At 71.3% G+C, this 11,861-nt stretch carries 10 protein-coding genes, 2 rRNA genes and 1 pseudogene (1 of these 13 running past the window's edge); 11 read left to right on the top strand and 2 right to left on the bottom strand.

All coding sequences use genetic code 11. The features are described 5' to 3' along the window. From R4Z63_RS06925 to R4Z63_RS06910, 4 genes and pseudogenes are all read left to right on the top strand, one after another. A 23S ribosomal RNA gene (locus R4Z63_RS06925) occupies window positions 1–1,033 on the top strand (it extends 2,090 nt beyond the left edge of the window). 108 nt (window positions 1,034–1,141) lie between these two features. Further along, a 5S ribosomal RNA gene (rrf, locus tag R4Z63_RS06920) occupies window positions 1,142–1,258 on the top strand. Window positions 1,259–1,363: 105 nt separating this feature from the next. After that, window positions 1,364–2,302: pseudogene (locus R4Z63_RS06915) on the top strand (hypothetical protein); the annotation flags it as partial. A gap of 543 nt (window positions 2,303–2,845) precedes the next feature. Beyond that, entirely contained in the window at window positions 2,846–3,697 is an 852-nt protein-coding gene (locus R4Z63_RS06910; RefSeq protein WP_384454994.1) for a tetratricopeptide repeat protein, read from the top strand. Between the two features lie 89 nt (window positions 3,698–3,786). On the opposite strand, the gene R4Z63_RS06905 is transcribed toward R4Z63_RS06910, so the two are convergent. After that, window positions 3,787–5,058, bottom strand: coding sequence for a DUF1015 family protein (locus tag R4Z63_RS06905; protein WP_037925601.1), 1,272 nt, complete (start codon window positions 5,056–5,058; stop codon window positions 3,787–3,789). 87 nt (window positions 5,059–5,145) lie between these two features. On the opposite strand from R4Z63_RS06905, the gene R4Z63_RS06900 reads away from it, so the two are divergent. Genes R4Z63_RS06900 through R4Z63_RS06885 form a run of 4 tightly spaced genes read left to right on the top strand, consistent with a single transcriptional unit; the run spans window position 5,146 to window position 9,253 of the window. Next, a complete protein-coding gene (locus R4Z63_RS06900; RefSeq protein WP_037925604.1) occupies window positions 5,146–6,252 on the top strand; it encodes an HAD-IIA family hydrolase in 1,107 nt (368 codons plus the stop codon). Between the two features lie 48 nt (window positions 6,253–6,300). Next, window positions 6,301–7,359: a FecCD family ABC transporter permease gene (locus tag R4Z63_RS06895; protein WP_384454986.1), complete on the top strand. Its 1,059-nt coding sequence runs from the start codon at window positions 6,301–6,303 to the stop codon at window positions 7,357–7,359. Window positions 7,360–7,400: 41 nt separating this feature from the next. Further along, window positions 7,401–8,402 (top strand): FecCD family ABC transporter permease, encoded by a 1,002-nt coding sequence (locus R4Z63_RS06890; protein ID WP_384454991.1) that lies wholly within the window; start codon window positions 7,401–7,403, stop codon window positions 8,400–8,402. Continuing rightward, window positions 8,399–9,253, top strand: coding sequence for an ABC transporter ATP-binding protein (locus R4Z63_RS06885; RefSeq protein ID WP_106967648.1), 855 nt, complete (start codon window positions 8,399–8,401; stop codon window positions 9,251–9,253). The genes R4Z63_RS06890 and R4Z63_RS06885 overlap by 4 nt, the downstream gene beginning before the upstream one ends. Window positions 9,254–9,285: 32 nt before the next feature. On the opposite strand, the gene R4Z63_RS06880 is transcribed toward R4Z63_RS06885, so the two are convergent. Beyond that, a complete protein-coding gene (locus tag R4Z63_RS06880) occupies window positions 9,286–9,639 on the bottom strand; it encodes an SCP2 sterol-binding domain-containing protein (protein WP_037925612.1) in 354 nt (117 codons plus the stop codon). A gap of 65 nt (window positions 9,640–9,704) precedes the next feature. Here R4Z63_RS06880 and R4Z63_RS06875 point away from each other — a divergent pair, with 65 nt between their 5' ends. From R4Z63_RS06875 to R4Z63_RS06865, 3 genes are read left to right on the top strand one after another with little or no spacing between them, the layout of a single operon-like run. Next, on the top strand, window positions 9,705–10,016 hold the full coding sequence (locus tag R4Z63_RS06875; RefSeq protein ID WP_236647768.1) for a hypothetical protein: 312 nt from the start codon (window positions 9,705–9,707) through the stop codon (window positions 10,014–10,016). A gap of 7 nt (window positions 10,017–10,023) precedes the next feature. Further along, window positions 10,024–10,839, top strand: coding sequence for a TlyA family RNA methyltransferase (locus R4Z63_RS06870; RefSeq protein WP_037925614.1), 816 nt, complete (start codon window positions 10,024–10,026; stop codon window positions 10,837–10,839). Beyond that, entirely contained in the window at window positions 10,836–11,744 is a 909-nt protein-coding gene (locus R4Z63_RS06865) for an NAD kinase (RefSeq protein ID WP_037925616.1), read from the top strand. Before R4Z63_RS06870 ends, R4Z63_RS06865 begins: the two co-directional genes overlap by 4 nt. Window positions 11,745–11,861 lie beyond the last annotated feature (117 nt).

Genomic DNA, 11,861 nt, shown 5'->3' with positions numbered 1-11,861 from the left:
GGGGTTGCGAAGCTGAGAACTTAAGCGCCAGTAAACGGCGGTGGTAACTATAACCATCCTAAGGTAGCGAAATTCCTTGTCGGGTAAGTTCCGACCTGCACGAATGGCGTAACGACTTCTCGACTGTCTCAACCATAGGCCCGGTGAAATTGCACTACGAGTAAAGATGCTCGTTTCGCGCAGCAGGACGGAAAGACCCCGGGACCTTTACTACAGTTTGATATTGGTGTTCGGTTCGGCTTGTGTAGGATAGGTGGGAGACTTTGAAGCATCAACGCCAGTTGGTGTGGAGTCGCCGTTGAAATACCACTCTGGTCGTGCTGGATGTCTAACCTCGGTCCGTGATCCGGATCAGGGACAGTGTCTGATGGGTAGTTTAACTGGGGCGGTTGCCTCCCAAAGGGTAACGGAGGCGCCCAAAGGTTCCCTCAGCCTGGTTGGCAATCAGGTGTTGAGTGTAAGTGCACAAGGGAGCTTGACTGTGAGACCGACGGGTCGAGCAGGGACGAAAGTCGGGACTAGTGATCCGGCGGTGGCTTGTGGAAGCGCCGTCGCTCAACGGATAAAAGGTACCCCGGGGATAACAGGCTGATCTTCCCCAAGAGTCCATATCGACGGGATGGTTTGGCACCTCGATGTCGGCTCGTCGCATCCTGGGGCTGGAGTCGGTCCCAAGGGTTGGGCTGTTCGCCCATTAAAGCGGTACGCGAGCTGGGTTTAGAACGTCGTGAGACAGTTCGGTCCCTATCCGCTGTGCGCGTAGGAATATTGAGAAGGGCTGTCCCTAGTACGAGAGGACCGGGACGGACGAACCTCTGGTGTGCCAGTTGTCCTGCCAAGGGCATGGCTGGTTGGCTACGTTCGGGAGGGATAACCGCTGAAAGCATCTAAGCGGGAAGCCTGCTTCAAGATGAGTATTCCCACCTCCTTGAGAGGGTAAGGCTCCCAGTAGACGACTGGGTTGATAGGCCAGATGTGGAAGCCCGGTAACGGGTGGAGCTGACTGGTACTAATAGGCCGAGGGCTTGTCCTCAGTTGCTCGCGTCCACTGTGTTAGTTCTGAAGCAACGAACAGTTGCTGGTTTCTAGAGCTAGAACACATAACTACAGAGTGTGCTTGTTCGCTCGAAACCGATAGGGTTTCGGTGGTCATAGCGTTAGGGAAACGCCCGGTTACATTCCGAACCCGGAAGCTAAGCCTTTCAGCGCCGATGGTACTGCAGGGGGGACCCTGTGGGAGAGTAGGACGCCGCCGAACAATCTTTCAAAGGACCCTTGGTCCAGCGTTCAACGCTGGACCAAGGGTCCTTTTTGTTTTTCGCTTCTTTACGCCGAAGCGCGGCCACGGGTTGGTTGCGCGAGAATGACTAGCGGTACCCCGAAGACAGGAGTCACACCCATGTCCAACTCTCCCGACGATCGTCCGGAGCGCGAGCCTCGTCGCAACGACGGCGGTGACAGGGGCGGCTACCGCGGGGGCCGTGACGACCGTGGCGGCGACCGTCCCCCGTTCCGTCGTGACGACCGCGGGGGCCGGCCGGCCGGTGGTGGCGGTGGAGGCTTCCGCCGCGATGACCGCGGTGGACGTCCCGCCGGTGGCGGCGGTGGCTTCCGGCGCGACGACCGGGGCGGGGACCGTCCGTCCTACCCCCGCCGTGACGATCGTGGCGGGGAACGTGCCTCGTATCCGCGTCGTGATGACGACCGCGGTGGCTACCGGGGTGGCCGTGACGACCGCGGTGGGGACCGTCCGTCCTTCCCCCGTCGTGACGACCGCGGTGACCGTCCCTCGTACCCGCGCCGTGACGACCGCGGTGACCGTCCGTCCTACCCGCGTCGTGATGACGACCGTGGCGGCTACCGCGGTGGCCGTGACGACCGCGGTGGCGAGCGTCCGTCCTACCCCCGCCGTGACGATCGTGGCGGGGAACGTGCCTCGTACCCGCGCCGCGACGACCGCGGTGGCGACCGTCCCTCGTACCCGCGCCGTGACGACCGGGGCGACCGTCCCTCGTACCCGCGCCGTGACGACCGGGGCGACCGTCCGTCCTACCCGCGTCGTGATGACGACCGTGGTGGCTACCGCGGTGGCCGTGACGACCGCGGTGGCGACCGTCCTTCGTACCCGCGCCGTGACGACCGGGGTGACCGTCCGTCTTACCCGCGTCGTGATGACGACCGTGGTGGCTACCGCGGTGGCCGTGACGACCGCGGTGGCGACCGTCCCTCGTACCCGCGCCGTGACGACCGGGGTGACCGTCCTTCGTACCCGCGTCGTGATGACGACCGTGGTGGCTACCGCGGTGGCCGTGACGACCGCGGTGGCGACCGTCCTTCGTACCCGCGCCGTGACGACCGGGGTGACCGTCCGTCTTACCCGCGTCGTGATGACGACCGTGGTGGCTACCGCGGTGGCCGTGACGACCGCGGTGGCGACCGTCCTTCGTACCCGCGCCGTGACGACCGGGGTGACCGTCCGTCTTACCCGCGTCGTGATGACGACCGTGGTGGCTACCGCGGTGGCCGTGACGACCGCGGTGGCGACCGTCCCTCGTACCCGCGCCGTGACGACCGGGGTGACCGTCCTTCGTACCCGCGTCGTGATGACGACCGTGGTGGCTACCGCGGTGGCCGTGACGACCGCGGTGGCGACCGTCCCTCGTACCCGCGCCGTGACGACCGGGGCGGGGACCGTGGAGGCTTCCGTGGTGGGCGTGACGACCGCGGTGGCTACCGCGGTGGCCGCGACGACCGCGGTGGCGACCGCGGGTACCGTTCGGACCGCGACCCCGTCAAGCGGCTTCCGATCGACGAGGACGTCACCGGTCTGGAGATCGACGCCGACGTGCGTCAGGAACTGCTGAGCCTGCCCAAGGGCCTGGCGGAAGAGGTCTCGAAGAACCTGGTCATGGTCGCCCGTCTGATCGACGAGGACCCCGAGCAGGCCTACGCGTACTCGCGCATCGCCCTGCGCCTGGCCTCCCGTGTCGCCGCCGTCCGCGAGGCGGCCGGCTTCGCCGCGTACGCCACGCAGAAGTACAGCGAGGCCCTGGCGGAGTTCCGTGCCGCCAAGCGCATGACCGGTTCCGTGGAGCTGTGGCCCGTCATGGCCGACTGCGAGCGCGGTCTCGGCCGTCCCGAGCGGGCCCTGGCCATGGCCGGCGAGCCCGAGGTGCAGAAGCTCGACAAGGCCGGCCAGGTCGAGATGCGTCTGGTCGCGGCCGGCGCCCGGCGGGACCAGGGGCAGCTCGAAGCCGCCATCGTGACCCTGCAGAGCCCCGAGCTGGCGTCCAGCGCCGTCCAGCCGTGGACGGCGCGCCTGCGGTACGCCTACGCCGACGCCCTGTTGGCGGCCGGTCGTGAGGACGAGGCCCGTGAGTGGTTCGGCAAGGCCCTGGAAGCGGACAAGGACGGGTCCACCGACGCTTCCGACCGTCTCGCCGAGCTCGACGGCGTCGAGTTCGTCGACGCCGCGGACCTGTCGGACGACGAAGAGGACCTGAACGAGGACCTCGCTGAAGGCGACCGGGAAGAGGACGACCAGGACGACGAGGACGACGAGGACGAGGACCCGGCCGAGATCGCCGCGGCCGAGCGCGCCACCGACGTCACCGAGTACTACGACGAGGACGACGAGGAGTACGAGCCGCTGGAGCAGCCCGCGGCTGACGCCGACGTCCGGGGCGACAAGGCCTGAGCCACTTCGGCTCCGGCGTAGCGACGCAGAGGAGAAGGGCGGTACCCCGAACGGGGTACCGCCCTTCTCCGTGTCCGGGCGGGCTCGGCTCAGCCCAGTCCGCGCAGGACCAGGCCCGTGGCCGGCTTCGGGCCGAAGGACGTGGACTTGCGGGGCATGGTGACCCCCTGGCGGGCGAGGTCGCGCACGACCTCCTCGCGTACGGGATGCAGCAGGACGGCGGTGCCCCCGTGCCGTTCGGCCATGGCCACCGTGGACGCGGCGTCGTGGATGTAGGTGATCTGGTCGGGGGCGTCCGGGACGTGCCAGAGGGCGTCGAGCAGCGTCGCGTGCAGCACGGTCGCGTCCAGCCGGCGCCAGGCCTCGGGGCGGTCGTGGCGGACCGTGCGGTCGAGGAGGTCCAGGTCGGGATCGGTGACCAGATGGAAGGTGCCGTCGCCGGCGAGGAGGAAGGCGTTGCCGCGTTCCGCCGCGTCCGAGAGGGCGTCCAGCGCGAGCGGCAGCGGCCCGTCGACCGGGCGGACCCGGAAGTGGCCGGCGACGGCGGCCAGCGCGTCCGCGACCGGGAGGCGGCGCAGCATCCGGTGGATGGCGCGGACCTGGAGCGGGTAGCGGGCGGTGTCCACGAGGAGCACGAGGCCGAAGTCCCACGCGGTGGGCGAGCCGTGCTCCTCCTGGAGGCGCAGGTAGGTCGCCCAACGGTGGTGGCCGTCGGCGATGAGCGCCTGACGGTGGCCGAGATCCGCTGTGACGGTGGCCAGTTCGTCCGGGTCCGTGATGGCCCAGAGGCGGTGCTGGAAGCCGTCCTCGGTGGTGGTCGACAGTAGGGGCTCGCGCTGGGCGGTCCGTTCGACGACCGCCGCAGCACCCGCCCCGGGGTCGTCGCCGCGGTAGGTGAGCAGGAGGGGTTCGAGGTTGGCGGAGGTGGCCCGCATGAGGCCCGCCCGGTCGGTGACCACGTCCGGCATGACGTCCTCGTGGGGGAGGACGATGCCGGCGTCGGCGGTGGACAGGGCGAGGGCTCCGATGACGCCGCGCTGGAGCAGCCCGGCCCGGCGCTGCTCGTACACGTACAGCGCCGGCTCGGGGTCGGCGGACAGGACGCCCTGGGCGAGCCAGTCCCGCAGCGTGCGCGCGGCCTGTTCGTTGCGCGCGGCCGGGGTGCCGGCCTGGGGGAGGATCAGGCGGACGATGTTGTGCGGGTCGGCGGACTCGAGGTGGTCGACTCCGTCGGGGCGCACGACCACGTCGTACGGCGGCGAGGTGACGGCGGCGAGGCTGCCGACACGCTCGGGGACATAGCGCAGCCCATGGAACGGGATGAGGCGCAGCCCGTGGTCCGCGGTGCCAGAAGTGGTCATTGGTGCATGGTAGATCGGGTCTCTCCATGCGGGATGATCGGGGCAGTAGGGAATCGGACACGATCGATCTCACAGGGAGCGGCCAGAATGACCCGGCAGATCAGGACCAGTCCCGCGGCGTGCGACCAGAGCTTGCACCAGGCGTACGACACCGCTCTCCTGGACCTGGACGGGGTGGTGTACGCGGGCGGGCGGGCCATCGGCCACGCCGTGGAGTCCCTCGCTGCGGCCCGCGCCGACGGCATGCACCTCGCGTACGTCACGAACAACGCGCTGCGGACCCCCGAGGCCGTCGCGGAGCACCTGGGCGAGCTGGGCATCCCGACGGACGCGGCCGAGGTGATCACCTCGGCGCAGGCGGTGGCCCGGCTGATCGCCGAGCAGGTGGAGCCCGGGTCCAAGGTGCTGGTGATCGGCGGGGAGGGGCTGCGGGTCGCGCTGCGCGAACGCGGCCTGGTGCCGGTCGAGTCCGCCGAGGAGGAGGGGCTGGCGGCGGTCGCACAGGGCTACGGCGGTCCGGACCTGGCGTGGGGCCGGTTCGCGGAGGCCTCGTACGCGATCAGCCGGGGCGTGCCGTGGTACGCGTCGAACACCGACCTGACGATCCCCGGGGCGCGGGGCATCGCGCCCGGCAACGGGGCCGCGGTGCAGGTCGTACGGATCGCCACGGGCGCGGAGCCCCAGGTGGCGGGCAAGCCCCTGCCCCCGATGCATCGTGAGACGGTGCTGCGGACCGGGGCGAAGCGGCCGTTGGTCGTCGGGGACCGGCTGGACACCGACATCGAGGGCGCCTTCAACGGGGAGGTGGACTCGCTGCTGGTGCTGACCGGGGTGACCGACGCGGAGCAGCTGCTGCGGGCCGAGCCCCGGCACCGGCCGACGTACGTGGACCGGGACCTGCGCGGGCTGCTGGCCGGACAGCCGGAGGTGGTGCCGGCCGCGGAGGGATTCCGGTGCGGAGGCTGGACGGCGGTCGCGCTGAACAGCGGTGTGCTCGAACTGCGCGAGCACGACGAGGGTGGCGACGGCGACGGGGGCGGCGGGGGAGCGAAGGGTGTGGTGATCGGGGACGGCGGAGCCGGCCGGGACCCGCTGGACGGTCTGCGGGCGCTGTGCGCCGCGGCCTGGACGGCCGCCGCGGAGGACGTGTGCACGCTCGACGCGGCGAAGGCGCTGGCCAGGCTCGGTCTTTGAGGCCTCCGGAAGCCCACTCCGGGTGCAGGCTAGGCTAACCTAACCTGCGTGTTGGTTGAGAGTCCCCCCGAACCCGGGCCGCGCACGGTGCCCCCGCCGGACGCCGTCGCCCGCCCTCGCCATGCCGCGCGTGCCGCGGGCCTGGCCGGCGCCCTCGCGGTGCTCGCCCTGATCTCGGTGCTGAGCATCGCCGTGGGCGCCAGGCAGATGCCCTTGGACGAGGTCTTGCACGGTCTCTTCCACTACTCGGGGACCACCTCGGACGTGGTGGTGCGGGATCTCCGGGTCCCGCGCACCCTCCTCGGGCTGATGGTCGGCCTCGGCCTCGGCCTGTCCGGGGCGGTGATGCAGGCGCTGACCCGCAACCCGCTGGCCGAGCCCGGCATCCTCGGCGTCAACGCCGGTGCCGCCGCGGCCGTCGTCTCGGCGATCAGCTTCTTCGGCGCGAGCTCGCTGAGCGAGTTCGTGTGGTGGGCCTTCCTCGGCGCGGCCGTCGTCTCGGTCGTCGTGTACGTGCTCGGCGGCAGCCGCAGCGCCACGCCGGTACGCCTGGCGCTCGCCGGTACGGCGGCCAGCGCCGCCCTCGTCGGCTACATCAACGCGGTGCAGCTGATGGACAGCACGGCGCTGGACAAGCTGCGCTTCTGGACGGTGGGCTCGCTGGCGTCGGCCACCATGGACACCGTCCGCCAGGTCGCTCCCTTCCTGCTGGCGGGTGCGGTGCTCGCGCTGGCGCTCGGCCGGCCGCTCAACGCGATGGCGATGGGTGACGACACGGCCAGGGCGCTCGGCGCGAACCTGGCGCGGACCCGGATCGGCGCGATGCTCGCCATCACCCTGCTCTGCGGTGCGGCGACCGCCGCCTGCGGGCCCATCGTCTTTATAGGCCTGATGATCCCGCACCTGGTGCGGGTCTTCACCGGACCGGACATGCGCTGGGTGCTCGCGTACTCGGCCGTCCTGTCGCCCGTCCTGCTGCTCGCCGCGGACGTCGTCGGCAGGGTCGTCACCCGGCCCGCCGAGCTCCAGGTCGGCATCGTCACCGCGCTCATCGGCGGGCCCGTCTTCATCCACCTCGTCCGGCGCAAGAGGATGGCCCAGCTGTGACCGTGACCGCCAAAGCCCGTCCCCTGCGGCTCCCGGGCGGGATGTCCCTGCGGATCGAGCGGCGCGCCCTGGCCGTCGGCGGCCTGCTCGTCCTCGTCGCCTTCGCCATGTCCGTCCTGCTGATCGGCACCGGCGACTTCGACATCGCGCCGTGGGACGTGGTACGGACCCTGCTCGGCAACGGCACCCCCGCCGACGACTTCATCGTCAACGAGCTGCGGATGCCGCGGGTGCTGGTCGCCCTGCTGGTGGGTGCGGCCCTCGGGATGGCCGGAGCCGTCTTCCAGTCGGTGACCCGCAACCCGCTCGGCTCGCCCGACCTGCTCGGCTTCTCGTACGGGTCCGCGGTCGGCGCCCTCGTCGTCATCATCCTGATGAAGGGCTCGGCGACCGAGGTCGCCGCCGGCGCGCTGCTCGGCGGCCTGCTGGCCGGCGCGGCCGTCTACCTGCTGGCGTACCAGCGGGGCATCCACGGCTACCGGCTGGTCCTGGTGGGCATCGGCGCCTCCGCCATGCTGGTGGCCGTCATCCAGTACCTGATCACCAAGGCCCAGCTCGTGGAGGCCTCGCGGGCGATGGTCTGGCTGACCGGTTCGCTGGCCGGCCGGGACTGGGCACAAGTGTGGCCGCTGCTGGCGACCTGCGCGGTGCTGTTCCCGCTCGTGCTGGGGCAGAGCCGGGCGTTGCGGATGATCGAGATGGGCGACGACGCCGCGTACGCGGTCGGGGTGCGGGTGGAGCGCACGCGGTTGCTGCTGATGATGGCCGCGATCCTGCTCACCACGGCGGCGAGCGCGGCGGCCGGGCCGATCAGCTTCGTCGCGCTGGCCGCGCCGCAGCTGGCGCGACGGCTGACCCGCTCGCCGGGCGCCAACCTGCTGACCGCCTCCCTCATGGGCTCGGTGGTGCTGCTGCTCTCGGACTGGGCCTCGCAGCGGGCCTTCGGCGCGGACCAGCTGCCGGTGGGTGTGGTGACCGGGCTGGTCGGCGGTGTCTATCTGCTCTGGCTGCTCGTCACCGAGCGCAGGGCGGGACGTATATGAACCTCAGGAGTGCGCAAGTGCAGCGGCTGACCGCGGAGAATGTGACCCTCGGCTACGACCGGCGGGTCATCGCCGAGAACCTGTCGGTGGAGATCCCCGACCACTCCTTCACAGTGATCGTCGGCCCCAACGCCTGCGGCAAGTCCACGCTTCTGCGGGCCCTGTCGCGGATGCTGAAGCCGTCCCGGGGGCAGGTGCTGCTGGACGGGCAGGCCATCGGGACCCTGCCCGCGAAGCAGGTCGCCAAGACCCTGGGGCTGCTCCCGCAGTCCTCGATCGCGCCCGACGGCATCACGGTCGCCGACCTGGTCTCGCGCGGCCGCTACCCGCACCAGGGCCTGCTGCGCCAGTGGTCGCCCGAGGACGAGCGGATCGTGAACGGAGCGATGGCCTCGACCGGGGTCGCCGAGCTCGCCGACCGGGCCGTGGACGAGCTCTCCGGCGGGCAGCGGCAGCGCGTGTGGATTGCGATGGCGCTGGCCCAGCAGACGCCGCTGCTGCTGCTCGACGAGCCGACGACGTACCTGGACATCCAGCATCAGATCGACGTGCTGGACCTGTGCGCCGACCTGCACGAGACCCAAGGACGCACCCTCGTCGCGGTCCTGCACGACCTCAACCACGCCGCCCGCTACGCCACGCACCTGATCGCCATGCGGGGCGGGAAGGTCATCGCCGAGGGGCCGCCGCGCGAGGTGGTGACCGCGGAGCTCGTGGAGCGGGTGTTCGGGCTGCGCTGCCAGGTCATCGACGACCCGGAGACGGGTACGCCGCTGGTCATCCCGGCGGGGCGGCGCGCGCGGGCGCGGGCGGCCGCCGAGGTCCCGGAGCCGGCGGCGGGCACGGCGTAGGGCCTGTCCGGCGGATCACGGCCGGGTGGGCACTACGACGAGAGGAGGCTCTTCAGTCGCAGCAGGTCGCGGAATCCGGCCTCCAGCCTGACCCGGCCGGAGGCCCAGGCCTTCGCGAACTTCAGCTCGCCCGCGACCAGGGCGACCAGGTCGTCGCCGGCCATCGCGAGGCGGATCTCCGCCTTGCGGGCCGGCGGGCCGGGCGCCACCGCCTCCACATGGATCCGGCCCCCGTCGAGGCGGCCCGTGAACGTCTGGTCCAGGTCCGTGATGTGGCAGCTGAGGGATCGGTCGAACGCGGCCGCGCCGCGCACGCCCTCCTCGGCCCGCGCGAGGTTGTCGGAGAGTCGGTCGAGTGCTCCACGGCACTCCTGGATCGTAGCCATCGTGATCAGGACGGTACCGCAGAGCCGTGCGGGGCCGTGGGGGCGCTTCGGGGTAGCGTCGTGGCATGACCGACGAAGCAGCCGAGATCCGGGCCGGGACCCAGAGCGCGGACGGAACCGAGGCCGGGGGCGGTGCCGGCGCGGCGGAAGAGCCCGCCGCGCCCGCGGAGCCCGCCGCGCCGGCGCCGCTCGGCGTCGTACGCACCCCCACCGGCCACACCGGGGTGGACGCGTACCTGGCGCGGCTCGCGGACGCGGACCACCTCGGGGCGGACGGACACGTCGAGGTGTACGAGGATGTCCACCGGGGGCTGCGTGAGGCGCTGACGGCGCTGGACGCACCGCCCCTCCCCGGACCGTACGAAAACAGGAGCTGAACCGAACGTGGCAGGAGTGGCACGCCGCCGCCTGGACGCCGAACTGGTACGCCGCAGCATGGCCCGCTCGCGAGAGCACGCCGCGCAGCTGATCGCCGCGGGCCGGGTGACCGTCGGCGGCACCACCGCGACCAAGGCCGCCACCCAGGTCGAGACCAGCGCGGCCCTCGTGGTCCTCAAGGACGACGACGACCCCGACTACGTCTCGCGTGGCGGACACAAGCTCGCGGGCGCCCTCGCGGCGTTCCGGCCGCAGGGGCTGCAGGTCGAGGGCCGCCGGGCGCTGGACGCGGGCGCGTCCACCGGCGGCTTCACCGACGTGCTGCTGCGCGCGGGCGTGGCCCACGTCATGGCGGTGGACGTCGGCTACGGGCAGCTCGCCTGGTCGCTGCAGAGCGACGACCGGGTCACCGTGAAGGACCGCACGAACGTGCGTGAGCTGACGGTCGAGCAGATCGACGGCATCCCGGTCGATCTCGTCGTCGGCGACCTGTCCTTCATCTCCATCGGCCTGGTGCTGCCCGCGCTGGTGCGGTGCACGGCACCGGACGCGGACCTGGTGCTGATGGTCAAGCCGCAGTTCGAGGTCGGCAAGGACCGGTTGGGCAGCGGCGGCGTGGTGCGCAGCCCCGAGCTGCGTGCCGAGGCCGTGCGCGAGGTGGCGGCCAGCGCCGCGGGGCTGGGACTGGGCGTCCTCGGAGTCACCGCCAGTCCGCTGCCGGGGCCGTCGGGGAACGTCGAGTACTTTCTGTGGCTGAGGGCGGGGGCACCGGCACTCGACCCGGCGGATGTTGACCGTGCAGTGGCGGAGGGGCCGCAGTGACAGATTCTTCGGGGGCACGCACCGTATTCCTGCTCGCGCACACCGGGCGGCCGGCGGCCATCCGCAGCGCGGAGCTGGTCGTCAAGGGCCTGCTGCGCTGCGGACTGGGCGTACGGGTCTTCGACCACGAGGCGGTGGACCTGCCGCTGCCGCAGGAGGTGGAGCTCGTCACCGAGTCCACGCCGGGAGTGCTCGACGGGTGCGAGCTGCTCGTCGTGCTGGGCGGGGACGGGACCCTGCTGCGCGGCGCCGAGTTCGCGCGGGCCTCGGGTGTGCCGATGCTGGGCGTCAACCTGGGTCGGGTCGGCTTCCTCGCCGAGGCCGAGCGCGACGACCTGGACAAGGTAGTGGACCGGGTGGTGACGCGTTCGTACGAGGTCGAGGAGCGGATGACCCTCGACGTGATCGTGCGGACGAACGGCGACGTGGTGCACCGGGACTGGGCATTGAACGAGGCCGCGGTCCAGAAGGTGTCCCCGGAGCGGATGCTGGAGGTGGTCCTGGAGATCGACGGGCGTCCGGTGACCGGCTTCGGATGCGACGGGATCGTCTGCGCGACTCCGACCGGCTCGACGGCCTACGCCTTCTCCGCGGGCGGGCCGGTGGTCTGGCCGGAGGTGGAGGCGCTGCTGATGGTGCCCATCAGCGCCCACGCGCTGTTCGCGAAGCCGCTGGTGACCTCGCCGAACTCGGTGCTGGCGGTGGAGGTGCAGAGCGGTACTCCGCACGGGGTCTTGTGGTGCGACGGCCGGCGCACGCTGGAGCTGCCGGCCGGGGCCCGCGTGGAGGTCCGCCGGGGTGCGGTGCCGGTACGGCTCGCCCGGCTGCACCACGCGTCGTTCACGGACCGGCTCGTCGCGAAGTTCGCGCTGCCTGTGTCCGGCTGGCGGGGCGCGCCGCACTGACCGGTGCCTGGGGCTTTCGGCGGGCCGCGGGCGGCGTCCGGGGCGGAAGCAGCCCCGGCGCCCGCAAGCCCCGCCGGGTTCAAGGGCGTTGCCGCCCGGTGCCGGAGCCGAGAGCCC

The organism is Streptomyces sp. PL-29 (genome assembly GCF_058344425.1).
The sequence above is the reverse complement of the archived record's forward strand: the minus strand, read 5'-3'. Positions and strand labels throughout refer to the sequence as shown.